At 47.0% G+C, this 26,658-nt stretch carries 22 protein-coding genes; 9 read left to right on the top strand and 13 right to left on the bottom strand.

Going from position 1 to position 26,658, the window contains the following annotated elements; all coding sequences use genetic code 11:
• Positions 1-110: 110 nt before the first annotated feature.
• On the bottom strand, positions 111-812 hold the full coding sequence (locus GJU87_RS10875) for a phosphoadenylyl-sulfate reductase (RefSeq protein ID WP_153639543.1): 702 nt from the start codon (positions 810-812) through the stop codon (positions 111-113).
• Positions 813-1,013: 201 nt separating this feature from the next.
• Between GJU87_RS10875 and cysD the strand changes: the two genes are divergently transcribed.
• Positions 1,014-1,940 carry a sulfate adenylyltransferase subunit CysD gene (cysD, locus tag GJU87_RS10870; RefSeq protein ID WP_228492094.1) on the top strand — a complete coding sequence of 309 codons (927 nt, stop codon included), beginning with the start codon at positions 1,014-1,016 and terminating at the stop codon, positions 1,938-1,940.
• 75 nt (positions 1,941-2,015) lie between these two features.
• Positions 2,016-3,287 (top strand): sulfate adenylyltransferase subunit 1, encoded by a 1,272-nt coding sequence (locus GJU87_RS10865; RefSeq protein WP_153639541.1) that lies wholly within the window; start codon positions 2,016-2,018, stop codon positions 3,285-3,287.
• Positions 3,288-3,480: 193 nt separating this feature from the next.
• Here the strand turns inward: GJU87_RS10865 and GJU87_RS10860 are convergent, their stop codons facing one another.
• The 3 genes from GJU87_RS10860 to GJU87_RS10850 form a co-directional block, all read right to left on the bottom strand.
• Positions 3,481-3,792 carry a hypothetical protein gene (locus GJU87_RS10860; RefSeq protein WP_153639540.1) on the bottom strand — a complete coding sequence of 104 codons (312 nt, stop codon included), beginning with the start codon at positions 3,790-3,792 and terminating at the stop codon, positions 3,481-3,483.
• Between the two features lie 154 nt (positions 3,793-3,946).
• Positions 3,947-5,476, bottom strand: a complete 1,530-nt coding sequence (locus GJU87_RS10855) for an OmpP1/FadL family transporter (RefSeq protein ID WP_153639539.1) — start codon at positions 5,474-5,476, stop codon at positions 3,947-3,949.
• A gap of 54 nt (positions 5,477-5,530) precedes the next feature.
• Entirely contained in the window at positions 5,531-7,084 is a 1,554-nt protein-coding gene (locus GJU87_RS10850) for a hypothetical protein (RefSeq protein ID WP_153639538.1), read from the bottom strand.
• A 105-nt stretch (positions 7,085-7,189) separates the two neighbouring features.
• On the opposite strand from GJU87_RS10850, the gene proS reads away from it, so the two are divergent.
• The 4 genes from proS (at position 7,190) to tilS (ending at position 12,604) form a co-directional block, all read left to right on the top strand.
• The gene (proS, locus tag GJU87_RS10845) at positions 7,190-8,665 is read left to right on the top strand and encodes a proline--tRNA ligase (RefSeq protein WP_153639537.1); all 1,476 of its coding nucleotides are present in this window, start codon (positions 7,190-7,192) and stop codon (positions 8,663-8,665) included.
• Between the two features lie 181 nt (positions 8,666-8,846).
• The gene (pepT, locus tag GJU87_RS10840) at positions 8,847-10,091 is read left to right on the top strand and encodes a peptidase T (protein ID WP_228491958.1); all 1,245 of its coding nucleotides are present in this window, start codon (positions 8,847-8,849) and stop codon (positions 10,089-10,091) included.
• 95 nt (positions 10,092-10,186) lie between these two features.
• Positions 10,187-11,182: a YhdH/YhfP family quinone oxidoreductase gene (locus GJU87_RS10835; RefSeq protein ID WP_153639536.1), complete on the top strand. Its 996-nt coding sequence runs from the start codon at positions 10,187-10,189 to the stop codon at positions 11,180-11,182.
• Between the two features lie 99 nt (positions 11,183-11,281).
• On the top strand, positions 11,282-12,604 hold the full coding sequence (gene tilS / locus GJU87_RS10830; RefSeq protein WP_153639535.1) for a tRNA lysidine(34) synthetase TilS: 1,323 nt from the start codon (positions 11,282-11,284) through the stop codon (positions 12,602-12,604).
• A 58-nt stretch (positions 12,605-12,662) separates the two neighbouring features.
• Here the strand turns inward: tilS and GJU87_RS21830 are convergent, their stop codons facing one another.
• The 3 genes from GJU87_RS21830 to GJU87_RS21460 all read right to left on the bottom strand — a co-directional run bounded on the left by GJU87_RS21830 (position 12,663) and on the right by GJU87_RS21460 (position 13,672).
• Positions 12,663-12,857 carry a 4Fe-4S dicluster domain-containing protein gene (locus GJU87_RS21830; protein ID WP_153639534.1) on the bottom strand — a complete coding sequence of 65 codons (195 nt, stop codon included), beginning with the start codon at positions 12,855-12,857 and terminating at the stop codon, positions 12,663-12,665.
• A gap of 172 nt (positions 12,858-13,029) precedes the next feature.
• Positions 13,030-13,473 (bottom strand): thioredoxin, encoded by a 444-nt coding sequence (trxA, locus tag GJU87_RS10820; RefSeq protein WP_228491957.1) that lies wholly within the window; start codon positions 13,471-13,473, stop codon positions 13,030-13,032.
• Positions 13,451-13,672: a DUF6132 family protein gene (locus GJU87_RS21460; RefSeq protein ID WP_106542520.1), complete on the bottom strand. Its 222-nt coding sequence runs from the start codon at positions 13,670-13,672 to the stop codon at positions 13,451-13,453. Before GJU87_RS21460 ends, trxA begins: the two co-directional genes overlap by 23 nt.
• A 266-nt stretch (positions 13,673-13,938) precedes the next feature.
• Here GJU87_RS21460 and GJU87_RS10815 point away from each other — a divergent pair, with 266 nt between their 5' ends.
• On the top strand, positions 13,939-15,090 hold the full coding sequence (locus GJU87_RS10815; protein WP_153639533.1) for an MFS transporter: 1,152 nt from the start codon (positions 13,939-13,941) through the stop codon (positions 15,088-15,090).
• Positions 15,091-15,155: 65 nt separating this feature from the next.
• Here the strand turns inward: GJU87_RS10815 and GJU87_RS10810 are convergent, their stop codons facing one another.
• The 5 genes from GJU87_RS10810 to GJU87_RS10790 all read right to left on the bottom strand — a co-directional run bounded on the left by GJU87_RS10810 (position 15,156) and on the right by GJU87_RS10790 (position 21,431).
• On the bottom strand, positions 15,156-17,138 hold the full coding sequence (locus GJU87_RS10810; RefSeq protein ID WP_228491956.1) for a M1 family metallopeptidase: 1,983 nt from the start codon (positions 17,136-17,138) through the stop codon (positions 15,156-15,158).
• An 853-nt stretch (positions 17,139-17,991) separates the two neighbouring features.
• A complete protein-coding gene (locus GJU87_RS10805) occupies positions 17,992-18,441 on the bottom strand; it encodes a transposase (protein WP_153639532.1) in 450 nt (149 codons plus the stop codon).
• A gap of 76 nt (positions 18,442-18,517) precedes the next feature.
• Entirely contained in the window at positions 18,518-18,976 is a 459-nt protein-coding gene (locus tag GJU87_RS10800) for an Rrf2 family transcriptional regulator (RefSeq protein ID WP_153639531.1), read from the bottom strand.
• Positions 18,977-19,832: 856 nt separating this feature from the next.
• Complete coding sequence (locus GJU87_RS10795) at positions 19,833-20,039, bottom strand: hypothetical protein (RefSeq protein WP_153639530.1); 207 nt, start codon at positions 20,037-20,039, stop codon at positions 19,833-19,835.
• Positions 20,040-20,723: 684 nt separating this feature from the next.
• Entirely contained in the window at positions 20,724-21,431 is a 708-nt protein-coding gene (locus GJU87_RS10790) for a hypothetical protein (protein WP_153639529.1), read from the bottom strand.
• Between the two features lie 538 nt (positions 21,432-21,969).
• On the opposite strand from GJU87_RS10790, the gene GJU87_RS10785 reads away from it, so the two are divergent.
• Both GJU87_RS10785 and GJU87_RS10780 read left to right on the top strand, forming a co-directional pair.
• Positions 21,970-22,713, top strand: coding sequence for a hypothetical protein (locus GJU87_RS10785; RefSeq protein WP_153639528.1), 744 nt, complete (start codon positions 21,970-21,972; stop codon positions 22,711-22,713).
• A gap of 171 nt (positions 22,714-22,884) precedes the next feature.
• A complete protein-coding gene (locus GJU87_RS10780; protein WP_153639527.1) occupies positions 22,885-23,991 on the top strand; it encodes an SGNH/GDSL hydrolase family protein in 1,107 nt (368 codons plus the stop codon).
• A gap of 414 nt (positions 23,992-24,405) precedes the next feature.
• On the opposite strand, the gene GJU87_RS10775 is transcribed toward GJU87_RS10780, so the two are convergent.
• The gene (locus GJU87_RS10775) at positions 24,406-26,385 is read right to left on the bottom strand and encodes a fructose-1,6-bisphosphatase (RefSeq protein ID WP_153639526.1); all 1,980 of its coding nucleotides are present in this window, start codon (positions 26,383-26,385) and stop codon (positions 24,406-24,408) included.
• Between the last annotated feature and the right edge of the window lie 273 nt (positions 26,386-26,658).

Genomic DNA, 26,658 nt, shown 5'->3' with positions numbered 1-26,658 from the left:
TAAATAGGTTTATTGAGATTACAAGCATAAAAAAAAGCGTCCGGATTCCCGACGCTTTTTTCTTTTTCCATTAACAAGGGACCCAATCCCTTTCCCAATTCAAATATTTTTTAGCGTTTATGAAGACCGCACTCTTTCGTGTCGGGATTTTCCCACCACCAGCGTCCGGCACGCACATCTTCTCCTTCCATAATAGCCCGGGTACAAGGCTGACAGCCTATACTCGGATAGCCTTTATCATGTAACGGATTATACGGAACTTTGTTTTCATTGATATAATCCCATACATCTTGTTCGGTCCAGTCGATAAGCGGATTGAGTTTAATCAGGCCGTTAGCCTCGTCCCATTCCACCAGTTTCATATCGTGGCGGGTAACCGACTGATCGCGACGTAAACCGCAAATCCATACGTCCAGACCTTTGAAAGCCCGCTTTAAAGGTTCAATTTTCCGGATATGGCAACACAGTTTCCGGTTCTCAATACTTTCGTAGAAAAGATTAATTCCTTTTTCGCCAACCATCTCTTCCACGCGGGCAGCTTCCGGAAAATAAACCTTAATCTTAATACCGTATTTACTGTTGGTGCGGTGAATTAAGTCGTAGGTTTCAGGAAAAAGCCTGCCGGTATCCAGTGTAAAAACAGTCGCTTCTTTATCAATTCCCGTAACCATTTGGGTTAATACCTGATCTTCCGCCCCCAGGCTGCTGGATAAAGCTATCTTTCCCTTGAATTCTTTTAGAAACCAGGAAAGTACTTCGCCAACATTTGCCCCCTGAAATTTTTCATTCAGGTTATCTATTCTTTCTTTCATACCCGATGTGTTTGGGATTTGTCAATACGTGCTTGCAAAAATAACGGTATTTTTCAATTCCGAAAGAGTGAATACGGATTGAGTTGATTAATTGTTTGCTTAACAGGACCGTTTTTTAGGCAGATTATATATTTTTGTGGCCTGACCGGGTACTTGTTTTTAAACAGAAAATAATTTTATCATACCCGCGTAAAGGATCAGATTCAGGAAAATCAAACGTCTATGGAAGAATACACTATAAATCATTTACGGGAACTGGAAGCAGAGTCAATCTTCGTTCTTCGTGAGGTGGCTGCACAATTCGAAAATCCCGTTATGCTCTTCTCTGGTGGAAAAGATTCCATCGTTATGTTTCACTTGGCACGAAAAGCCTTTTTCCCGGCAAGGGTACCATTCCCTTTAATGCATATCGATACCGGCCACAACTTCGACGAAACCATTAAATTTCGCGATGAGCTGGCTGAATCGACCGGCACCCGGCTGATCGTGAAGTACGTTCAGGATTCAATCGATTCAGGTCGTGCGGTGGAAGAGAAAGGCCCGAATGCCAGCCGCAATATGCTGCAGACGGTAACACTGCTCGATGCCATTGAGGAAGAGAAATTCGATTGTGCGATGGGAGGCGGACGTCGTGACGAAGAAAAGGCACGTGCAAAGGAACGCTTCTTCTCTCACCGTGATGATTTTGGACAGTGGGATCCGAAGAACCAACGTCCGGAGCTTTGGAACCTTTTCAATGGGAAAAAGAACGTGGGCGAGCACTTCCGTGTATTCCCCATCAGTAACTGGACCGAAATGGATGTATGGCAATACATTCTTCTCGAAAATATTGAAATGCCAAGCCTGTATTATACCCACGAACGCGAAGTTTTCCAGCGCGACGGTGTTTGGTTGGCAAAAGCGCCTTTCATGGAATTGAAACCGGGTGAAAAAGTGGAAAAACGAAAAGTGCGTTGTCGCACCATTGGCGACATCACCTGTACCGGATTGACTCTTTCTGCCGCCGATTCGCTGGAAGATATTATCCAGGAAGTGGCCATCAGCCGGGTAACCGAAAGAGGAGGCCGGGCCGACGATAAACGCTCGGAAGCGGCGATGGAAGATCGTAAGAAGGAAGGATACTTTTAACAGAACCTGCTTAACTCAAAATAGATAACCCGGCAGAAGCGGATGCCGTTTCTGCATTTTAATTAAAACTGAAATATGTCTGGAAAAGAAAGCGGATATCTCGATATGGAGCTTTTACGTTTCACCACTGCCGGAAGCGTGGATGACGGAAAAAGTACTCTTATCGGACGACTACTATATGACAGTAAAGCCATTTTTGAGGATCAAATGGAGGCCATTGAACGGGCCAGTGTTGGTAAGGGAGGCGAAGAGGTCAACCTTGCACTGCTGACCGATGGTTTACGGGCCGAGCGTGAGCAGGGAATTACCATCGATGTGGCTTACCGTTATTTTGCCACTCCGAAGCGGAAATTCATCATTGCCGATACTCCCGGACACGTACAATATACCCGAAACATGGTAACCGGTGCGTCGACAGCCAATGCGGCAGTTATCCTGGTGGATGCCCGGAACGGCGTTATCGAGCAGACCCGTCGCCATGCATACATTGCGGCTTTGTTGCAGATTCCGCACGTCATTGTTTGCGTGAATAAAATGGACCTGGTTGATTTCGACCAGGAGCGTTTCGAAGAGATTAAAGCTGATTTTAGCAAGGTAGCTGATCGGCTCGGAAATAAAGATGTTCATTATCTTCCCATCAGCGCCAAATTGGGCGATAATGTGGTAGAGAAATCGAAGAATACAGACTGGTACGATGGACCTACATTCATCGGTCTGCTGGAAAATATCCCGATTGAGCACGACAAGGATTTGCTCGATCCGCGTTTCCCGGTACAGTACGTTATTCGTCCACACGCCGAGAAGTACCACGATTATCGCGGCTACGCCGGACGGGTAGCGGGTGGCGTCTTCAATGTAGGCCAGGAAGTAGCGGTTTTCCCTTCCGGGATGAAAACGAAAATTGCCGCCATCGATTTTGGTGGTGAGGCGCAGCAGGAAGCTTTTCCGCCGCAAAGTGTGACCATCCGGTTGGAAGACGATATCGATATTAGCCGCGGTTCGATGATCTCCGATGCTGAAAATCAACCGCAGCAAGGTCAGGAAATCGAACTGATGGTCAGCTGGCTGAGTGAAACACCGATGGCTCTTCGGAAAAAATACATGCTTCAGCACACTTCCAACGAGGCACGCTGCATGGTAACCGAAGTAATTCACAAAGTGAACATCAATACCCTGGAAGAAATAACCGATGATAAAAGCGTTGGTTTGAACGATATTGCGAAAATTCGTATCAAAACCACCAAGCCGCTTTTCTTCGATTCGTACAAGCGCAACCGCACCACCGGAAGCCTCATCCTGATTGATGAAGCGACCAACAACACCGTGGGCGCGGGAATGATAATCTGAGTTTGGTCGTAATTGATACTCATACAATCAAACGAATCCCTGTCTCTCCTGGTGAGGCGGGGATTTTTTTGTAGCGAATCTTCCGGTACCCCGAATGATAACAGCAGGTCTGGGTATTTGCCCGAAGTTCCTGTTGGTACCTTCAGCTTGTTTAGGTAGTCATACGGCGTACTTTTTAATGTCCCTGCGGGATTTAGGCAGTCAGAGCAATCACTTTTTGACGTCCCTGCGGATTTAGGCAGTCATCCGAAACGTTTTTTGAGTTCGCCAGCCCGTTTAGGTAATCAATCGACACACTTTTTAATGTCGCCACTGAGTTTAGGCTATCAGAGCAATCACTTTTTGGTTCCCCTGCGAGATTTAGGTAACCATCCGAATCACTTTTTGATTCGCCATCGGGAATTAGGTAGTCATCCAAATCACTTTTTGTGTTGCCTGCGCGGTTCAGGTAACCATCCGAAACGCTTTTTGAGTTCGCCGGCCCGTTTAGGCAATCAATCGACACACTTTTTAATAGCGCGAGGCTGCTCAGTTAATCAACCGACGTACTTTTTTATATCGCCGGGTCATCCGGACAATCCACTTGTATTTCGGAAGACAGTGTCGGGGCACAAAAAAAGGAGGCCGGAGCCTCCTTCGTTCTTTGTTGGTAATTTATTCTAGAACCGGAATGCCATGGTAAACATTACATCGTGTACCATCGAGTGATATTTAATCGGTTCTACCTGAACACCCGTTAACTGGTACGGATAATTGTAACGGGTCAAATCAGTCAATCCGTAGGCAATATCGAGACTGGTGTTGCCAAAACGGAAACCAAGTCCGCCGTTATACGTTACGTGCTGGTAATTGGAATTCGGTTGAGAAACACCACTCACTGTCGATTTATACGGACTTCCGTAGTATTCGTAACCGCCGCGCAAACTAATGGCGGGTGTCACCCGGTATTCACCACCTACCCGGATATTACCGATAGACTGGTAGTAATTACTGATATCCTGATTTTCTGAATAGAAATCGTATCCATCGCTGCCGTGGCGCAGTTTAATGTTGTTATAATTCACATACTCATAGTCGACCGAAAGCAAGCCTTTCTTCCCAAACTGGTAGGCAACGCTACCGATTGCACGGAAAGGGGTCTCCAAATCGTATTTGTAATCACCATGAGGCGTTTCTTCGCGGTGACTGCCAGCTCCGGCACCCACACTGGCATCAAGATTAGAGGACATCCAGGAGTGATAATTTTCTTTCAGATTGAAGAAAGTTGGCGTGTGTACCGCAGCTCCCAATCGCAGCTGGGGAATCGGCCGGAAAATCATACCTACTTTAACGTTGAATCCGAGACCGGTTGTTCTCAGGTAATTGTAGTAATCGAAATTACCGAAACCGTTGGAGCCTCCGTCTTCACCGTAGGTCGATGTTTCGAGGTAATACAAATCGTCGATTCCGACCGTGGCTCCGATGTAGAATTTATCACTGAAGTTGGCTCCCAGTGCCAGTACATACTCGTTAATGTAACCTTCGCGCTGAATAGCGTAATGCTGATTAACGGTTTCGCCCTGGTACAGAATGGAATTGTACTGATTATCTCCATTACCCGGATTGGCCACATCGATCAGGTAGTTTTCCCAGGCCATTTTACTTTCCCACGGAATACCGTTGTAGTAAGGATCGTAACTGTCGGTCGTTACCAGGTCGTTGTAGTTGATACCGTTGGTATTCTGGGCGAAAGCATCCATCCGCGAGTAAGGCGAATTCATGGCCTCTGACAGCGAATTCTGATGGAAGTTACGCAGACGGTTAAATCCGAGTCCGAAGTTAACCGATACCAGCCCGCTTTCGGTGTCGCCGGGACGATAAGTTCCCACGTACCCTGCGTTCGCAATGCTGAAATTGTATTTCGAATCATCAGCCGTATAACCTTGGTTGGTTGCTTCCGTTTTATCGAACCGGAAGACATCGGGAGTGAATGTCATTTCCGAGCTGCGGTAAACGGCTATCCCGGCCGGGTTAATGCTGAGAGATGAAAAATCACCTCCCAGCGCGCCAAATGCGCTACCCATTGCTTTCGCCCGGGCTGTGACTCCATAGCTCTGTTGAGACAGCGTAAGCGCCTGGTCAACATATTGAGCTGAAGCATATAGTGTCAGTGCCAATAGCGCACTGATGGTCATGATTATCTTTTTCATTGTCAAAAGGAATTTAAGTTCTTCATCATTCTTTCTGTTGGGACTCGCCACAACTTACCTTCTTCTACCGGAATAGCTTCCACCGCTACTTCCACCGGAACTACGGCTTCCTCCGCTTGACGAAGGTGAGCTGTATGATCTTCCGCTGCTCGAACTGCCCGAAGAACGGTAACTGCTACCGGATGAGCGGTAAGTTCGGCTTGAACTACCGGAACGATAGTTGGATGAACTGCTCGAACCACGGCGATATGAGCTGCTGGAACGAACGGCTGAACTACGTGTTCCGGAGGTGCTGCTCGGCTTGCTGTAACGACTGTAGCTCGATTTTGTAGACGAACTGCTCGGCCGTGTATACTGACGAGTGGTAGACCTGTTATACGTAGCCCGCGTATTCATTCTCGGTTTCGAATAACTTGGCGTATATCTCCTGGTAGTCGTTGTTGTTTGAACGGCAGAACGACTCCGGGTTGTTGTTTGAGTCTGAACTCTTGGCCGGCTCATGACCGTACCTGAGCTTGAGCGAACTGATGATGAAGTTCCCCGACGAAGACTGGTTTGCACCTGGCTATTCCTTCCCGGTGCACCGGAATAAGTTCCGGATTGACGAGTTGAAGTAGCGGTACGGGTAGTTGTCGTGGTATTACGATTAATTGTACCCGACTTATCAGGTGATGTGCCCGGACGGGTTCCCTGCAAACGGGTTCCGGTAGCACCGGCACCACCAATTGTTCTTCTTCCGGATGAGGTAGATGAAGAAGCATCTTTTACTGCACCCGAAGAAGATGATCTGGAAGAACCAACCGGAATGGAGCGGCCTAAGGCCTGTCCACTATTGATACTACTTCCTCCGTAATTAATGGCATTGGAACCTCCACGGCGACCGGTATAATTGCGTCTTCCGTGATAACGGTCTACATGATAGTCGCCGCCGGAATATCCGCCCCAACCGTAGTATGGGTAACCGCCCCAGCCACCATAGTAAGAGTTATATGGGTATCCCCATCCTCCATAATACCAGGGACTGTAATAGCCACCCCAGCTGTAGTAGGAGTATGGATACCCCCAACCACCATAATACCATGGATTGTACCACGGGTTACTCCATCCGAAGCCCCAACTGATGCTCCACGAAGGTCCGTAGTAATACGGGTCCCACATGTATGAATCCCAGTATGGGTCGTAAAAATAGGGATCATGGAAGCGACGGATCCGTGAGCTGTAGCTCATGTTGTCACTGGGTTCGTAATAATTATTGATGACGTATTTTAACGAATCCTCATCGTAATAATAAGTAGTGTCGGAATAATCGGGCTGGTCGTTGTAGTAGTACGCATCAGTATTTCCATACGAACGTGAACTACCATCCTTCAGCACGTAATTGTCAACGGTTTTGCCGCTGGCCGATTCCTTGATGTTGGAAACCACTTGTTGCCGCTGAGGCGTGGTTTCTTTTTGTTGCGAAACACTGGTTTGTGCTACAACGGGGGGCGGGTTATCGCCAGGCGAGTAATAAATGTCGTCGACATACCCGCTCGATACCATCGAACCGGTGGAGCATCCACCCAGGAAAAGCGCAATGGCAGTAAGCAGTTTTAGCCTTGATTTCATGATTATGTCCTCCCAAAAGTATTTAATATTCTTAGAGAATTTCTTTACTTTGTAAGCTTGAAAATTCACTGCAAATAAAGCAAATTCCATACCAAAAGATAGAAGATGGCTAAGGAACTAACATCAAAAGAAGAAAATTATTCACAATGGTACAATGATCTGGTTGTGAAGGCTGATTTGGCTGAGAACTCAGCGGTGCGTGGATGTATGGTAATCAAGCCATACGGTTACGCTATTTGGGAAAAAATGCAGGCCCAGTTGGATCGTATGTTCAAGGAAACCGGGCACGAAAATGCTTATTTCCCGCTGTTCATCCCCAAATCTTTCTTCTCAAAAGAGGCCGATCACGTAGAAGGATTTGCCAAAGAGTGTGCCGTAGTTACTCATTATCGCCTAAAAAATGATCCGGATGGGAATGGTGTGGTAGTCGACCCCGATGCAAAACTGGAAGAAGAGTTAATTGTACGACCGACTTCGGAAACCATCATCTGGAATACCTATAAAAACTGGATTCAATCATACCGCGATCTTCCATTGTTAATAAACCAGTGGGCCAATGTAGTTCGCTGGGAGATGCGTACGCGTATGTTTCTCCGTACCGCTGAATTCCTTTGGCAGGAAGGGCATACTGCTCATGCTACCAAGCAGGAGGCAATGGAGGAAACGGAACGCATGATCAATGTTTATGCTGATTTTGCTGAGAATTACATGGCTGTACCGGTCATCAAAGGTGCGAAGTCGGCAAATGAACGTTTTGCCGGAGCGCTGGAAACCTACACCATCGAGGCGTTGATGCAGGATGGTAAAGCACTTCAGTCCGGAACGTCACACTTTCTGGGACAGAATTTTGCGAAAGCGTTTGATGTTCAGTTCACCAGTAAAGAAGGAAAGCTCGATTATGTGTGGGCGACGTCATGGGGGGTTTCTACCCGTTTGATGGGCGCACTGATCATGGCTCACTCCGACAACAACGGTTTGGTATTGCCTCCGAAGCTGGCTCCATTCCAGGTGGTGATTGTTCCTATTTACAGGAAAACAGAACAGTTGGCTGAAGTATCGGAGAAGGTAGATGAAATTATTACCAAACTTCAGGCACGCGGCATTAGCGTTAAGTATGATAATCGCGATACACAGCGCCCGGGATGGAAATTTGCCGAGTATGAATTGAAAGGTGTTCCGGTTCGCCTGGCTATTGGTCCCCGTGATTTGGAGAACGGAACCGTCGAGGTAGCTCGTCGCGATACGCTGGAGAAATCGGTTCAGTCGCTCGAGGATATTGACCAGTATGTGGACGACCTGTTGGTTGAAATCCAGAATAACATCTACCGGAAAGCCTGGAAATTCCGTGAAGAAAGTACTGTGAAGGTAGACACCTACGAGGAGTTCAAAGAAGTACTGAACACCAAAGGCGGTTTTATTCTGGCGCACTGGGACGGTACTTCGGAGACGGAGACCCGGATTAAAGAGGAGACCAAAGCAACGATTCGGTGCATCCCGTTCGAGGGTGAGGAGGAAGAAGGCGTTTGCATGGTAACCGGTAAACCTTCGAAGAGAAGAGTCTTGTTTGCACTGGCTTATTAAGTTAGTCGCACAATCATATTAAAAAGAGGGAGTTGCTTCGGCAATTCCCTCTTTTTATGTACGTTTTTTCCCTCCGGTTGAGAAATAATGAGATTCATCACCTTCACCACTTTACAGTGATTTTCTGCACTTCTCTCTCGGCAAAAATCGCTATATTCGGACTCTTAAATCTGCAAATTTGATGATAAAAATGGAAAACCAGGTTGTCGACCGTTTTATCGGTTATGTAAAGATAAATACTCAGTCCGATTCCAAGACCGGATTGACGCCCAGTACACCCGGGCAAATTACGTTTGCACAGAAGTTGGCCGAAGAATTGAAAAGCATTGGGCTGGAAGATGTGGAGCTGGATGACAATGGCTACGTAATGGCAACGCTTCCGTCGAATATCGATAAGGAAGTGCCAACAGTAGGTTTCATTGCGCACATGGATACCAGTCCCGATTTCTCAGGAAAAAATGTGAATCCGCAATTTGTTGAGAATTACGACGGAGGAGACATTGTCCTGAACAAGGACGAAAAGATTATTATGTCGCCTGATAAATTCCCCGGCCTGAAGAAGTATCTGGGTCAACGGTTGATTGTAACCGATGGCAAAACATTGCTGGGAGCCGATGATAAAGCCGGTTTGGCCGAGATTGTTACCACGATGGAATATCTGGTAAATCATCCCGAAATCAAGCACGGAAAAGTGCGGGTTGGTTTTACGCCGGATGAGGAAATTGGTCAGGGAGCTGATTATTTCAATGTGGAAAAATTCGGTGCCGATTTTGCCTATACCATGGACGGAGGAGAGCTGGGGGAGTTGCAATATGAGAATTTCAACGCGGCTTTTGCCAAAGTGATTGTTCACGGAATCAGTGTGCATCCCGGTTCGGCCAAGCACAAGATGAAGAACTCAATGCGTATTGCGAGCCAGTTTATCAGTATGCTGCCGCGCCATGAAACGCCGGAACATACCGAAGGTTACGAAGGCTTCTATCACCTGTTGTCGATTAACGGAAGCGTAGAGCGAACAGAGCTCGAGTATATCATCCGTGATTTCAAGAAAGATCGTTTCGAAGATCGCAAAACCGAGATGGAACACATCGTTCGCAAGGTGAATGCAGAATTCGGTGAAGGAACCGTTGAGCTGGAATTGAAAGACCAGTATTACAACATGCGTGAAAGAGTCGAGCCGGTTCTGCATATTGTCGATATGGCTGAAGAGGCGATGAAAGAAGTAGGAGTGGAACCGAAGATTGAGCCGATTCGCGGTGGAACAGACGGTGCTCGCCTTTCATTTATGGGACTACCTTGTCCTAATATCTTTGGCGGCGGACATAACTTCCACGGTAAGTTTGAATTTATTCCGACCCAGTCGATGGAAAAGGCCTGTCACGTGATTCTGAAAATCGTTGAGAAAATTTCAGCGATGGAAAAGTAACTTTACGTTAAGCATAAAAAATACAAGCAGTCTCTGAACGGGGCTGCTTTCTTTTTTGTTAGCATGGTATAGAGAATAAAGAAAGGAACAACAAAATGACAGATAGAACATTCAGGGCTTACCGGGTATCGGAGGAGAATGGTGAGTTTGTCCGAAATCTGGTAAATCGCTCCATCAGTGAGTTACCGGAAGGAGAAGTACTCGTCCGCGTAAAGTATGCCGGACTTAACTACAAGGACGCGCTTTCGGCATCGGGCAATCGCGGAGTAACCAAGAATTATCCGCATACGCCGGGAATCGATGCAGCCGGAGTAGTGGAAGAGAGTTCGTCGCCGTTGTTCAAACCAGGCGATGAAGTGACGGTCACTTCTTACGATTTGGGAATGAACACCGATGGCGCTTTCGCGGAATACATTCGCGTGCCGGCCAACTGGATTGTGCCATTACCCGAAGGATTGTCACTTGCCGAAAGCATGATGCTGGGTACTTCGGGGTTGACGGCTGCCCTTTCGGTGAAAAGGTTATTGGACGCCGGCCAGAAACCATCGCAGGGGCCGGTTGTAGTGACCGGTGCTGCCGGCGGAGTGGGAAGTCTGGCAGTAAAAATCCTGTTAAAAGAAGGTTTTGAAGTCATCGCTGCCACCTCGAATCTGGACGACAGCCGGGAAGTGATTGAAAAGCTTGGAGCGCATCAGCACATTGATAAATCGGAAACAGATGACCAGTCCGGGCGGCCGCTCCTTCGTCCGAAATGGGCCGGTGCGGTTGATGTGGTCGGTGGAAATACGCTGGCTACGTTGCTGAAAGCCTGTAAATACAGCGGGAACGTAACGACCTGTGGAAATATCGGTTCCGGTGAGTTGAACACAACGGTTTATCCCTTCATCCTGAACAACATCTCGTTGTTGGGGGTGGATACACAGCAAACACCGCTGGAAGAACGGAAAGCCGTTTGGGAGAAGCTGGCCAATGATTGGAAACCGGACGGCCTTGATGACCTTGTTACCTTTATTTCACTCGAAGAACTGGATACCTATATTCAACGCCTTTTGAGCAAGAAGAACCGCGGGCAGGTGGTTCTCAAGTTGTAAACGTATTTTTAGAGATGACAGAAACCGGGGAATGACTTAAATCGTCTCCGGTTTTCTTTTGGTTAACGGGATTATCGTATTTTTGAATAAAACGAAGTGATGATAAACGAACTGGTCAACTATATTCAACGTCACAACCTGTTTACGTCGGGCGATACCATCCTGGTGGCCGTAAGTGGTGGAATGGACTCAGTGGTACTGCTCGATCTGTTGGAACGGGCCGGATATGCCTTAGGTATTGCCCACTGCAATTTTCATTTGCGCGGCGAGGAATCGGATGGCGATGAGGCGTTGGTGGCCCGGTTGGCCGAGAAATATGGCCGGCGTTATTATCATCAATCGTTCGATACGGAGGAATACGCTGAAGAGCATGGTTACTCCATTGAGATGGCTGCCCGTGAGTTGCGGTACGACTGGTTTGAGAAAATCAGGGCGGAAAATCATTACGATGCGATTGCTGTGGCACATCACCGTGACGACTTGCTCGAAACCTTTTTTCTGAATCTTTCCCGGGGAACCGGATTGAAAGGAATGACCGGTATTAAACCGAAGAACGGGAGAGTGGTCCGGCCGTTGCTGTTTGCTTCCAGAAAGGAAATTGCCAACTGGTGCCTGAAACATGAGTTGGAATACCGCGATGATTCATCCAATGCCAGCCTCGACTTTCAGCGGAATAAAATCCGGCATCAGTTGCTGCCGTTGATGGAGGAACTGAATCCTGCATTCCGTGAAAGCCTGCAGAAAACCATTCACTACCTGAAAGATGTTTCGACGATTTACTTCCAGGAAATTCAGCAATGCTGGGAACGGGTGGCTGTGCGCAAAGGAAGGGAATATCATCTCTCCATTAGAGAATTGAAATTGCTGCAGCCATTGAATACCTACCTGTTTGAATTTTTGAAGCCCTTTCATTTCAATAGCGAAGTGGTTGCCCAAATAGAGGAGACGCTGGATGGAGAATCCGGAAGACAGTTTTTCTCGCCAACACACCGTTTGGTCCGCGACCGGGAATACCTCATCATTACCCGACTTCCTGATAAGGAAAAGGCTGTTTATTACATTGATGAAGAACTTAAAGATTTAGCTAAGCCGCTGCCCATTCAAATACGAAAGGTGGAACGGGACCAGCATTTCAGGATTCCCCGTTCGGCGAAAGTGGCCTGCATTGACCTCGACAAAATTCAGTTTCCTTTGAAAATACGAAAATGGGAACCGGGCGATTATTTTCGGCCGTTGGGAATGAGCGGTTTTAAGAAGCTGAGTGATTTTTTTATTGACGAGAAAATGAGCCTTCCCGATAAGGAAAATACCTGGCTGGTGACCAATGGGGAACAGGTGGTCTGGGTTATCGGAAAACGAATTGACGACCGGTACAAGATTACTGATGAAACGACCCAGGTACTGGAGCTGGTAATGGGGTAAAAAAATCCCCCCACCTTAACGGCAGAGGGATACAATGAACTTATGAGCTGGGATAAAATCAATTGCCAGGCTGAAACGCCCCAAATGCGCAGAAATATATACACTTTCCACAACTTACACACTTATCATCGTCGATTTCGGGTGCATGAAATGGTGACTTCTGCGAAATCGCTCCTGTCGGGCATACTCTGACGACCGGACACGGATGATTTTTGGGACAATAATGTTCGTTTACTAAAATGCTGCTTTTCATCTGATTATTATAATAGTTCCTCGATTTACACGCTATGGGTAAATTGTCTTGTCTGAATTCGATAATGTTTTACTGGAATTACCAACGAACTGTCTGAAAAAGCGGGAAGGAGGGCCGGCAGCCGGGTGGCCACCGAACCTTTTCCCTAACCAAACCTAAATCATAACCAATATCAGCTATTCTGTTGAATAATAGATTTCAGCTGGTCGGCTTGCATTACGCCGACGCCCTGCCATTTGATTTGTCCGTTGCGAAACAGGAGCATGGTAGGTATATTTCGTACGCCATATTGCATGGCTGCTTCTCTGTTATTGTCCACATTCACTTTTACTACTCTTACCGAACCTTGCATCTCTTTGGAGAGCTGTTCGAGAATCGGTGACATCATTTTGCATGGTGCACACCAATCGGCGTAAAAATCAACCAGTACGGGAGTATCCCCGTTTATTATTTCAGTGAACTTGCTCATATCCTTTACAACCACCAAATTCTTCTCATTACCTTTGTCTGCCATTTTTGACTGGTTGCCATTTCCTGCCTGGTTGCACGAAACCAACAGGGAAAGGAAGATGGCCATCAGTACGGATATCTGGCTAGTTCGTTGCATTTTCTTCATTCTGTCCCTTTTTCACTCTGAAGGAATCACCGAGTAACCAGCCAAGCAAAACACCGTAACCGCTGCTCGTATACCAGTTTGAAGTAATCGGGCAAGTGCCGGAGGCACATCCGATTTGGGACCAGTAAAGGTACCCGGCAATTCCTCCAAGAATGATAAAGAGAATTCTTAATCGATAGCTTTTAAAAAAACCTATCATGTATGTAACCTTGAATGACGCTACAAAGAAAGGCCTGGAGAAGGCATCCTTCAGTAACTTTAGTCACACAAGCAAAAAAAATTAAAAGACCTGTAAATGTTGAAGGTGTAGCGGGTTGTTTCACAGTGTATAATCGCGTTTGTGTGAAGGCTAAAAAGAGGGCTTTTAAGTGAATATTAAGACAGCTTCCGGTCGGGTTCGTGTAAAATTAAACCCGCTACTGGTTCATTTTATTACTTTTGTCGTCTTAATCTAATTGAGAGACGATGAATTCTTACCGGACTTTTCGCGACAATCCGATGTATCGCTACCTGCTGTTACTGGTGATTTCCTCCGCTATTGGATTTCAGGGGTGGAGAACCTTGTTCAATAATTATGCGGTGGATGTAGTGGGGGTCAACGGATTTCAAATCGGGGTAATCCAATCCGTTCGTGAAATACCGGGCTTTCTGACCTTCTTCGTCGTTTACCTGTTGCTGGTCATTAAAGAGCACCGGTTTGCCGCGCTTTCTATCATCATGCTTGGCGGAGGCGTTTTGCTGGCCGGTTTCTTCCCGTCGTTTGGCGGATTGATTTTTACTACGGTGGTGATGTCGGTGGGCTTTCATTTCTTCGAGACTACCAACCAATCACTCAGCCTTCAGTATTTCGATCATACACGCGTTCCGCGGGTGCTGGCCAGCTTTAAAAGCTACGGCGCACTGACCAACATTACGGTAGGAGGTATCATTTGGTTGCTGAGTAGTTTTCTGCCGTTGCAAAATATGTTCTGGTTATTTGGGGGTATTCTCATCCTGACCGGTTTGTATGCATTGACACGTGATCCGGTCGATAAGACCAAACCTCCGCAGCAGCGAAAACTGATTCTGAAAAAGAAGTATTGGCTTTTTTACACGCTGAACTTTCTGGCTGGCGCACGCCGGCAGATTTTTGTGGTGTTTGCGATTTTCCTGTTGGTGGAGAAGTACGGATTCTCTGTTCGGCACATCACCGTCCTGTTTGTTCTGAACAACATCATGACATTCTTCCTCAGTCCACAGGTGGCCAAAGCCATCCACCGGTTTGGAGAACGGACGATGCTGACCATTGAATATGCCAGTCTGTTCTTGGTTTTTCTCGGGTATGGACTGATTGAAGACAAAAACGTGGCCACGGCGATGTACCTTGTCGACAATCTCTTTTTCAGCTTCTCGATTGCCATTAATACTTATTTCCAGAAGAAAGCTGACCACGAAGACATAGCTCCCTCCATGGCTGTGGGATTTACCATCAATCACATTATGGCGGTAGTTATCCCCGTATTTGGCGGTTTGCTCTGGATGTACAACTGGCGGATTCCGTTTATCGGCGGCGCCGGTATTGCATTAACTTCATTGGTATTTGCACAGTTTGTCAAAATACCCAAGCTGCCACGTTAGGTGCAACTTGGGTATTTCTTGGAAAAATGGAATTCCAGTAAAATCGCTGCCGGAGACTTGTGATTCTATTTCTTTGTCAATTTGTTATCGTTGGTCCAAACATTATTGGATGGATTAACATCCGGAAGTTGCTTATCCGGGTCAACAATCACCGAGTCGATGGGAGAGGTGGAAGCGTATTTGAATAGGTACGTACTGCCCCGTTGCCAGATTTCCACCGGGAGTTTCACCTGGCTGGTCTTGCCGTTGCTTTCCACCACTTTTACCGTTGTTGGCATCACCATTTGGTCATTGTTGGTCAGGGTTATGAGGGAACCTTTTGCTGGCTGACCGTTGGCATAATGCACGCCGGTTACAGCCTGATCCAGTGTCCAGGTCTGATAAAACCACTCGTTCCAAAACCAACCCAAATCTTCACCGGCGGCATCGTCCATCGTCCGGAAGAAGTCTTCCGGTCGGGGATGCTTATAGGCCCAGCGGTCGATATAGGTCCGGAAGGCGTAGTCGAAGCGATTGTGTCCGAGGATATACTCGCGCAAAAGTACGAGGCCCAACGACGTTTTGTAGTAATTCACCATGTGGCTGTTCTTCCATTGCAGCACATCCGAGAAGTTCATGATGGCTTCGGTACCGTCTTTCGTCATGAACGGAACAATATCGCGTGCCGGATTTTTTCCTTCCGGGTCATACTCGCCGTCCCGTTTCGGGCCGAATTCGCCATGATTAAACTTGTCCTGTGCGTAAATATCGATGAAGGTGTTCAGGCCTTCGTCCATGAAACCGAAACGGCGCTCGTCCGAGCCCACCAGCATAGGGAACCAGTTGTGGCCAATTTCGTGCGCGGTGACAAAGTACATCACGTTCGGCTTGTTGATACTCCACTTGCAGAAAATGATGTCAGGGTATTCCATGCCGCCAACCGGACCGCCCACATTTGTAGCGGTGGGATACGGGTAAGGGTACCAGTCGGCCGAGAATGATTCGATGCTGTGTTTCAGGTATTCGGTGGAACGACTCCATGCATTTTCTCCCATGCTTTCTTTCGGGTAAACCGACATGGTCAATGCAGTTTTACCTTCCGGAAGATTGGCTTTCGCGGCGTCCCACACAAAAGCTTTCGAGGCGGCCCACGATACGTCGCGGCTGTTTTCCATTTTGAAATGCCAGGTCAGCATGCCGTCCTGTTTCGGGCGTGTTTCCGCTTTTCCTACTTCGTCCGGTTTGATGATATACGTTGTTTCGTCGTTCTGACGGGCTTTGTCGAGTCGTTCGATTTCGGTCTTTGTCAGCACTTCTTCCGGATTTTGCAGTACGCCTGCACCTGCCACAATCATATTGGCCGGAACCGTCACTTTATAATCGAAATCACCATACTCACAGTAAAACTCACCGGCCCCCTGGTAGGGAAGGGTATTCCAGCCCCGCACGTCATCATAAACACACATGCGCGGATACCATTGGGCCACATCATAAATGGCACCGTTTTTCGAATCCATCATCGCGAGTCGGAACTGGTTCGTCGTCATGCGAAAGGCATATTTCACGGTAATGGTTACTTTGCCGCCATCGGGTTTTACCGGCTGATGCAAACGAACCTGCATCCGGGTGTCGGTAATCACATGCTCGGCTTTATAGGTCTTCCCATCCTGGGTGATCTCCACCTGTTGAATATCGATGCCACCGGCCGTTGTCGGGACATTTCCCGAATAACTTCCCCGTGAGCCGTCCTTGAAAAGATTTAGCTCGACCTGTAACCAAAGATAAGGCAGGGCATCGGGACTGTTGTTGGTATAATGAATTTCCGAGGTTCCGGAAATCTGGTGTTGTGTGGTATCGAGCGTAGCGGCCAGGTTGTAGTCGGCCCGGTTTTGCCAGTACATAGGACCGGGAGCACCACTGCCACTGCGAAAAGCCGTTCCGGGTTCACTCATAAACTCGGGGTTGAACGCCTTGTGCTGATCATAGTTCGATGCCGGCTGTGCCTGCGTCTGAATGGTCAGGCCGAAAATGAAAATCATCCCTCCGATGACAGATTGTAGTCGATTCATCGCTGTTCGTTAGAGAAAGGTTATTGTTACTGACTAATTCGTGAAAAACGTTTCCCAAGATGCGATATTTTTTTCGGATTGCCTAAAACAACCCCTTTTTCGGAGGAGGAGGTAATGGAGAATTAAGACAAACTGAGGCAATGTAGGTGTCAGCCCTCCAGGCTGGGTGTATTGGATGGTCTTCTCTCTTGGGGCGATGCACAGGAGTGTTCGAAACCTTGTAGGAAGTTATCGGGAAAGCAGATTTGAAATATCAAGCCTTCAGCCTGTTTTTCCCTCACCTGGCAGCGGCACTCGTTGGTTGGATTTTTATCTACTCACCCCATCCGGACTGCGTCCGAATGGCCCCTCTCAACAAGTAAAGATGGGCGGGGGCCGGTGATAGCATCGAAGTTTGTATTTGCATTCTCCCCGACGGGATACCAGGTTGTTTTTGGAAATGATGCCTTTCGAATATGCAGCGGCGTGAGTCCTTCTCTATGATTAGAGAAGGGGTGGGATGAGTAGAAAACGTTGTTTCGAACACTCGTAGGCGATGCCCCAGGTTCTGAAATGTGAGCCATTCAGGCTCTGGTATTGATTAATTCCCGGTGAAAACATCATTCATCACCGCCGGTAAATCCGGTAAGTTCGAAAAGCGAAAAAACAACTCCTGAACGAGTATGACACAACTTGCTTAGGTTTGTGCGAAGCTTCTGACTTGCTTACCCTCTAGTTTCATTGGGTGTGATGAATCGTTATCCGGCTTTGCCGGAGGAAGAAGCAGGCTGAAAGCCTGAAATTCCAAAGCCAGGGGTAACACCCCCGGTTAAGAGGTCGCGGAAGAAAGCAGAAGCCTGAAGGGCTTCCACTCCTAGTTCCAGAAATACTCTCCGTCGTATTCCAAAATCTGGTATTGTTTGATGAATTCTTCCACCTCTTCCCGGAAACTGATTTTCTGATGGTGTTCCTGTTGGTTGAGGATGTATTTTTTCAGGTAATCGACATTCGAACTGCTAACTGTGAAAGCCGCATATCCCGTTTGCCAGGCAAAGGCATCGATTCCTTGTTCTTTCATCCATTGCGTCGACTGTTCTTTAATCGCTTTCACCACTGTTGCCAATGCCTGGTCTTTCGAAAGCGAAAATAGGATGTGCATATGATCGGGATCGACATGTGTGTGGATGGAAGGGCTTTCCAGTTTCTCCAAAATTCCGTCGATGAATACTTCCAGTTTCGGTTTGAGAGCCGGAATAATGGAAGGTGCCCGGTTCTTGGTTCCAAAAGTAAGATGGATGTACAGTTTGGCGAGTGATTGTCCCATTGTAGTTTTAGTTTGGTTATTGGTTCGGTTTGATCCCGGCCAGAAGACCGGGAATTTTATGATTTTCCGGGCGTCTTTAATTTTCGTTGACCGACCCGGTAGCTTTTAGTTCGGACTGATGGTTCAGATGAGCCTGCAGTTGGCACACTTCGCCAATGGTTTGGTTACGGAGTAATAAAGTTAATTCTTTATTTAGATTTTCAAGCGTAAAATGTGTCGCACATGTCGGTGAACCAGCACACGGAGTAACTTTGTCTACACAATGATACACATCCAGCTTGCCCTCGAAGGCGATGTAAACGTCGTACAAACTAATTGAATTGGGGGCCCTGGTCAGTCGGTATCCCGTCCGGTACCCCTTATTCCTGAAGATTAGCTGGTTCTTTCTTAGCGAGGCAACAATCTGGTCCAGGAATCGTACAGACAAGCAGTTTCTTTGGGCAATATCTTTCAGTAATACGCCATCACCTTCATCATACAGGGCAATATCAACCAGGGCTTTTATGCCGCCATGAAACTTCGAAGTAAATTTCATCGATTAAATTAGTATTTGACTATAAAGATAGCGTTTTGAAAGTAGTTTCTGGCCTGTGAAACGAGGATGTTTTGCTTTCTTTTTGTCGAGGATACAATTCTTTTTTTGTCCATTTATATCATTAATGCTTTTGGTAAGGCTGGGAGACGGGTTTCAGCCCTTCAGGCTGGGGTTTATGGCCGTCTGGTTTTCTTGGGGCGATGCCCCAGGTTCTGGAATGCGAGCCTTTCAGGCTCTTTGGTGCGCAGCATTCTACAAGGTCTTTGCATGGATTGATTTTTTCGCCTTTCAGACTTCCATTTATATTCGATATTATTCATCTGTATATCATCGTGCCAGCCCTTCAGGCTGAGTGTTTCACCGGTAGGCTCGTTCTCTTGGGGCGATACCCCAAGTTCCGGAATGCGAGCCTTTCAGGCTCTTGGAATATTATATCTGTGCGCTGTTCATTCTATCGTGGTTAACCTCGATCAACGAGTGTGCCTAAAACAGGCCGAAAGCCTGAAACTCCAAAGCTGGGGGCGATGCCCCCAGGTAGAAGGCACCCCACGAAGACAGAAGCCTGAAGGGCTTCCACTGACTGATGCATATGACACTGACGAATCCGGGTTCCAGCCCTACAGGCTGGCGGTGTCATTAGGCTCGTTCTCTTGGGGCGATGCCCCAAGTTCTGAAATGCGAGCCCTTCAGGCTCTTGGAATATTATATCTGTGCACTTTTCATTATATCGTGGTTAGCCTCATCAGTGGGTGTGCCTGAAACAGGCTGAAAGCCTGAGAAACCAAAGCTAGGGGCAACGCCTCTAGACAAAGAGTGGTGAGAGGAAACGAAGCCTGAAGGGCTTCCACTCATTTTATCAACTCGTGTGACAAGCGTTGGAGCAATAATAGCACCCGTTGGATTGAGGATACGTTTTCTTTGTCTCTTTTACAGCGTCGTGGCAGTTGGAAAATTTGCCCAGGTATTGTCTGTTAGCCGCTTCGGGCAAATAGCTGCATCCATATTTGTGAACTTCATGGTCACCATTGGCTTGCGCATTCTTGTTTACATAGTACGAATCCATAGTCAAAGTTTTTAGTGATGAATAATAGTTAACTGGCTGCCCCAAGTTCTGGAATGTGAGCCCTTCAGGCTCTGGTGTCCCTGAATCGGGTATAATCTTCCAATTAATCGTGGTTTCTTCCAGGTTGAATGTATCCAAAACAGGCCGAAAGCCTGAAACTCCAAAGCTGGGGGCAACGCCCTCAGGTAGAAGGCACCCCATGAAGACAGAAGCCTGAAGGGCTTCTACCTATTGATGCAGAAATGCCGCATTTGGTACCGGCCAGCAGGGCCACGAACCATTATGGCCGCACATGATATCGGTTTAAATGATTAAAGCTGACATTTTGATACATTTTTAATGTCCAGCTGTTTAATTTGTTTGTCCTGCTTGATTTTTGTGCTTCCTGCTCACAAATATCCTTTCCTGCTGACCAATTTGTCAATCTTTGCAGGTCGTTTACCACCCTTTGCAGCTGGTTTTGTTGTCTTTGCAGGGAAATGAGCTCTCTTTGCACGACTTTTGGCGGTCTTTGCAGCCCTTTTTGGTATCCGGTTCGCAAATTGCCCTTCCTTGGCGGGCAGGGAAGGGCAATCAGTCGGCAGGAGCGGTTAAACACCAGCAAATGCATGCAAATTTGCTACCGAGCTACCATTTGTGGAGCCGGAAACATTCCGGTCCTCCGGAGCGTTGCTCTCTTTGTTTTTACCGATGTTTCTTGTAATACTGACTTTCGTATCCCACCAACCGTTCCGGCTGTTTCCAGAAAATGTACTTGCCGCAGGCGCGGATATCATCGACCAGTTGTTTCAGGTTGGTGTAGGCGCGGTCGCGGATGATTTTGGCCGGGTTGCCTTCCTGCTTGTCGCCGTTGGACTGTGCCAGCAGTTCGGCCATCGAATCGGCGGTTTGGGCAGCCGTATCAAGTTGCGTGACATCGAAGTTGATGGCGGCCAGGGGAGCCGGATTTTCGCGTCCCAGCACGGCCAGGTCGTTCAAATCCTGAATCATATCGGCATGGCCGGTACCATCGGTAATCTCGGACACACGTCCCAGTAACTGGGTATTGTCCCGGAATGCATAGCGGAAGTCGTGCAACAGCTCGTCGCGCAGGTCGTAGGCCGCCGGTGACTGTTCGTCCCATAATTTTTTGGCCTCAGTGCTGGTGCGTTGGTCTTTGAACCACAACGACTGTGCTTCGCGGCAGGCACCGGTGCGTACCGGCAACTCCTCAATCATTTCGGCCGTAATACCGCCTTTGGCCAGTTCGGCGGCATCATCTTTACACCAGTGATACAAATCCTCGGCTTCCTGCACATAAACGTTAACCGGGATAGCCGGAATACGAACCTGGTCTTCGGGAATTGCCTTAATCACGTCGATAAGGGCATTGAAATCTTCTGAATTGCTCATAGTGAATCGATTTAGTTTAACAATTGTTTGTCGGCGCTATCAACCCAACCGTGTCGAACCATCGGGATGGAGCGGAGAGGGGCTGGCATGACAAGTAGTATAGTTAAAGTTTGTTTTAATTGAATATGCGTTGTAATTAAATATCTGTTTTAATGGTTAAATGTCCTGTAACTATATCGTTGGATATCTAATTTAAAATAGAATACAAAAAAATGCAAGCCTTGGTATCGTAGCATCTCCATTTATGGCTACTATTTTGAGGAGTGAAAAATGGCCGATTTTGCCGTTCACCACACAGATTGATACGTTCACCATCAAAAAACGACCGTTCACCACAAATAAGGAGTTGTGAGTATCTTTTATAATGAATTGAAAATTAGAATTAATTTAGAATGGGTTCAGATAGATTTATACTTCCGGAAATGAGTTGAAAGATTGATTTTAAAGCATATTATAATTATTCGGGATGGAAGAAATATGTAGTAAGTTTATGCCTGTATCCAATACGAAACTAACAGCTCACCACAAAATTAAACAAATGAGAGCCATATTATTTGTTGTATTGATTAGTCTATTCTTCGTTGGCAATTTGCATGCCCAGGAGAGGTTGACGGGTATCCGGCAGGAGAGAGTGAACCAAGGCAGTTCAACTTTTCCTGATAGTAGCCAATCCAGTGACACTCTTCAGCCACAGCAGCAAGATAATTATGGTGGGATTGGGATGATTATAGAGTCGTTTTATCGTTTATACTACTCGTATCCCGAAAACATAAATGATTTACTTGCATTCATTGATTATTATGATTTTCCGGAGGTATTTAATGGATTAATCTCAAATCTTCATAAAAACAGGAATGAGATTAGGGTTAATAAAACAGGGAATCATTTGATTATAACAGCAGGCAAAGAGGTCATTTACGATGAAGAGATGCGGAGTCCGTGTGATGAATTGTCCTATGATCTTCCGTTTTATCTTCAGAACATCTTGATTTTTGACAAAAATGGAGTCAGCATTGATTCGGAAGAGCTAGTCAACGAATTTAAGAAGGAGATAAAGCAGGTAAAATTACATTTTGACAAAGTTGAAAGAAAAGATGGGGCGGCTGTATATGTACTATTGAGCTATACCTTGTCAGACGGTTTAAGTCCCATGTGTGGTAGTGATTATAAAATTTCAGATTATAAGTATTTTGACCAGGTTGGCGACTTCCTGAGTGTTTTTGTCCGCAAGAACAAGATTTCAAAAATTATATTTATGACCCCGATTTTTATAAATAAATAACTGGAACATAGAGTTTCATACCAGGGAGCTTTGCGCTGTTATTATGTATGTCCGAGTATCCAATTTAGTTTGGAAATTGCTTTTCCCTTGAATCGCTCCCCGACCTGAACCAATATTTTCTCTATTTTAGACCACCTTTTTGTACGAATGACAACATAAAAACGATTTTCGATGAGACAAACGGCAATAATCCTGTTGATGATGGCTTTAGCAGTTTTTTCTAATGGCTGCCAACAGCATACCCTGAAGATTTTTACCCCCGACAATAAAAGCTTTCAGTATGCGGGAAGGACTGACCGGTTGAGTAATGGCGATGTGGTACTGATCGGTTCGGCGTCGTCGGTTACGCTTCGTTTTACCGGCGATTCCTGCAACGTATCATTGAAAATCGGGAAAAATGGCTCGGATTACAACTACGTGTCCATTGTCGTCGACAGTGTTTACCTGACCAAAATGAAGATTGCTTCGGATACAGCTACCTGGTACAACGTCCCGGTAACGGGGAAGGCAAAAGAGCACACTGTAACAGTATACAAATCGACCGAATCGATGATTGGAGATATCATCTTCGGTGGTGCTGAGGTCGATAATTTGCTGCTACCACCGGCGCTTCCCGAAAAGAAAATCGAATTCATCGGCAACTCCATTACCTGCGGCGTGGGCATCGACTGGAAACTGATTCCCTGCGGCAGCGGCGAGTACCAGGATCAACACAATTCGTACTGGGCTTATGGTCCGCGAGTGGCGCGTGCGTTGCATGCCCAGTTTATGCTGAGCTCGGTTTCCGGTATCGGGATTTACCGCACCTGGAACATGACCGGCCCGTCGATGCCGCAAGTGTATGGCAATCGCTACCTGAATACCGACAGCACCAAACGATGGGATTTCTCACGCTTCCGGCCCGATGTGGTGAGCATTTGTCTGGGCACGAACGATATGTCGGAGGGGGATACCATCCACGCGAGGAAGCCTTTTAATCCGGAAATGTTTGTCAGCCATTATATCTCCTTCGTCGACACGATTTACAAATACTATCCCGGCGTACAGGTAGCTCTGCTGAATAGTCCGATTCTGGATTCGACCGAGAATGCTGTATTAATGGATTGCCTGCACAAGGTAGCCGACCATTTTAACGAGAAGCCGGTAGCCCAACCCATCCGGATTTTTGAGTTCCACGATATTCAGGGACATGGTTGTGGCGGTCATCCCGACAAGGACGACCAGGCGAAGATGGCTGATGAACTGGTGCCGTTCTTTAGGCAGCTGTTGAATGAATAAGTGGGGCTTGTGCCAGCCCTTCAGGCTGGGGGATTTTCGTTGGTTCATTCTCTTGGGGCGATGCCCCAAGCTATGGCGCAGGAGCCCTTCAGGCTCCGGTATTTCCAAATTTAGATGTGTTTTTCGTTTTTTAATAATTGAATTGGCCTAAACTCAGGCGTTGTGAAATTGATGTGTTTTTTATTTGATAAAATGTCGTCCGAAATATGATTGTGTATATCCTAAAACAGGCTGAAAGCCTGATACGCCGAAGCTGGGGGCATCGCCCCCAGGTAGAAGGCGACATAAAATAAAGAGAAGCCTGAAGGGCTTCTACAAAATCAGGCAAGGCAAAAAAAAAGGGGGCAAAGCCCCCTGAGATATATAAACGTATTCACACGTTAACGGGAGGCTGGCGGGCCTCCTTTATTTTTGTCAGAAACGTTCCTTAATTAAACCGCGTTTGTAGGCGGCGAGAAGTTTGTGCAGATCCTCTATTTGTGCCAGCAAGCTTTTACCAATATCGGTCTCTTTTACGCGCATACGCTGGGCACTGGCCTCGATGTAAATCCGCTTCGAGATAATGTCTTTCTCTTCGAGGATGGCGGTTTGCCGCGAATCGAAGTGTTCGTGTTCCACCAGCACCAAACCATAGGAATTGTAGATAAGGGTGTAGCCTGAAACACCGGTCACTTTCTGGTACGGTTTCGACATGCCACCGTCGATAACGAAAAGTTTGCCTCCGGCTTTGATGGGCGTTTCGCCTTTCTTCACCTGCACCGGCACATGGCCGTTGATGATGTGCGAATTGGGGCCGCCGATGCCGAACTCGTTCAGGATTTTATCGCAGTATGTTTCATCATCGTAAACCAGCGAGTAGTAGGAATTCTTTCCTTCAGCATGAGTTTCTTTCTCGGCCAGAAAATAGCGCTCGAACGTCGCCATCTTCGTTTTCCCGAAAAGGGGAGAAGAAGCGCCGCACCACAGGTACCACATGTAATCGCTGATGGGTTCGTACTTCCGTTGAAAGCGGAATTGGTAAGCCTTGCGGGCCATCCGGTCAAAGTGATCACAAAGAGCCTTGCCGGAATAGGCCGTTCCTTCAATTTCCAGTGACTGAAATTCACCTTTTTTCGTCATGGGAATACATCCATGATACATCAGGTTGTCGTTAAAGGTGAGGTACATGCTACCGTGTGAGAACAGGAAGGCAATATGTTTCTGCAAACGGTTGGCATTTTTAATGCTGTTAGCCAGTTTGTCAATTACCGCTGTTTCTTCCTCATTCAATTGGTAGGGATTTTTCGGATCGATGGTCGGGAAGTTCTTGTCGAGCAACTCGTAGGATTTGTTTCCAATCTTGATGGTCCCTTTCTCGTAATCGACTTTATCGAGCAATAACCGGTCGCGCATGTTGAATTGCGGATTGCGCTCGATGATTTGCCCTTCCAGTTTAAACTGAATGATGGAAATCGCTTTGTGCATCTTCTTCACCAGGTCCTTGTCTTTCCCCTTGTCGAGGACCAGGGGAATGAATTGCTCACACGGGTCATTGTCGTAGGAGTGAAGCGCCAGCGTGGCCAGTGGCATCATATTGATTCCGTAAGCATCTTCCAGCGTATCGATGTTGTTGTAACGGAGTGAAATCCTGATCATGTTGGCGATCAGCGCCCGGTTGCCCGATGCGGCTCCCATCCACAGCATGTCATGGTTGCCCCACTGAATATCGACCGAATGGTAATTCAGGATGCGGTCCATCACTTTTTCGGGCGATGGTCCTCGATCGAAGATATCGCCAATAACGTGAAGACGGTCGATGAGGAGTCGCTGAATGAATCGGCAAATGGCGATGATAAACGCATCGGCCCGGTCGATGCGAATGATGGTGCTGATAATGCCTTCGAAGTATTTTTCCTTGTCCTCGCCGCTCTCGTTCAACAGCTCGTCGATGATGTAGGCAAAATCGGGCGGCATGGCTTTCCGCACTTTCGAACGGGTGTATTTCGAAGCAGCAGCCCGGGCAACCACTACCAGACGGCGCAGCGTAACGGTAAACCACTCTTCCGGATTTTCTTCCTCTTTCAGCACCAAATCCAGTTTCTCTTCCGGGTAATAAATTAACGTGGCCAGTATCTTTTTGTCTTTCTCGCGGATATTCTTGCCGAATACATCATCGATTTTTTTGCGGACCACACCCGATGCATTGGCCAGCGCATGACTGAAGGTTTCGTATTCGCCGTGGATATCGCTCAAAAAATGCTCGGTTCCTTTCGGAAGATTAAGGATGGCCTCAAGGTTGATGACCTCGGTGCTGGCGGATTGGATGTTTTGGAAGCGGTCGGATAGCAGGCGCAGGTACTTGATTTCGTCCTGCAGTTCTTCTCTTGAAAAGGAGAGATTGTCGTTATTACTCATTACTTGCGATTTGAAGTCTGTTAACAAAATAACAACCATCCGGCAAGCTGAAAGATGACAAATGCCATTAAAATGCGCCGGCAAGGTTGTTTGATAACATGCAAACGCATGAAACCCTTCGAAAGTTGAGGTGTTGCCCAACACCTGACAGCCTTCGACGAATGTTGGTGAAAATATTTTGTTAATTTAGGAGGGATTAAGAAGATTTGAAGAACATAAAAACGACCTAAGGTATTCTGTAATGCTAAATTATATTTTTGGGAACTTCTACCA

This window comes from Prolixibacter sp. NT017, assembly GCF_009617875.1.
GTDB lineage: Bacteria > Bacteroidota > Bacteroidia > Bacteroidales > Prolixibacteraceae > Prolixibacter.
This window is presented reverse-complemented; position numbering and strand designations above follow the sequence as displayed.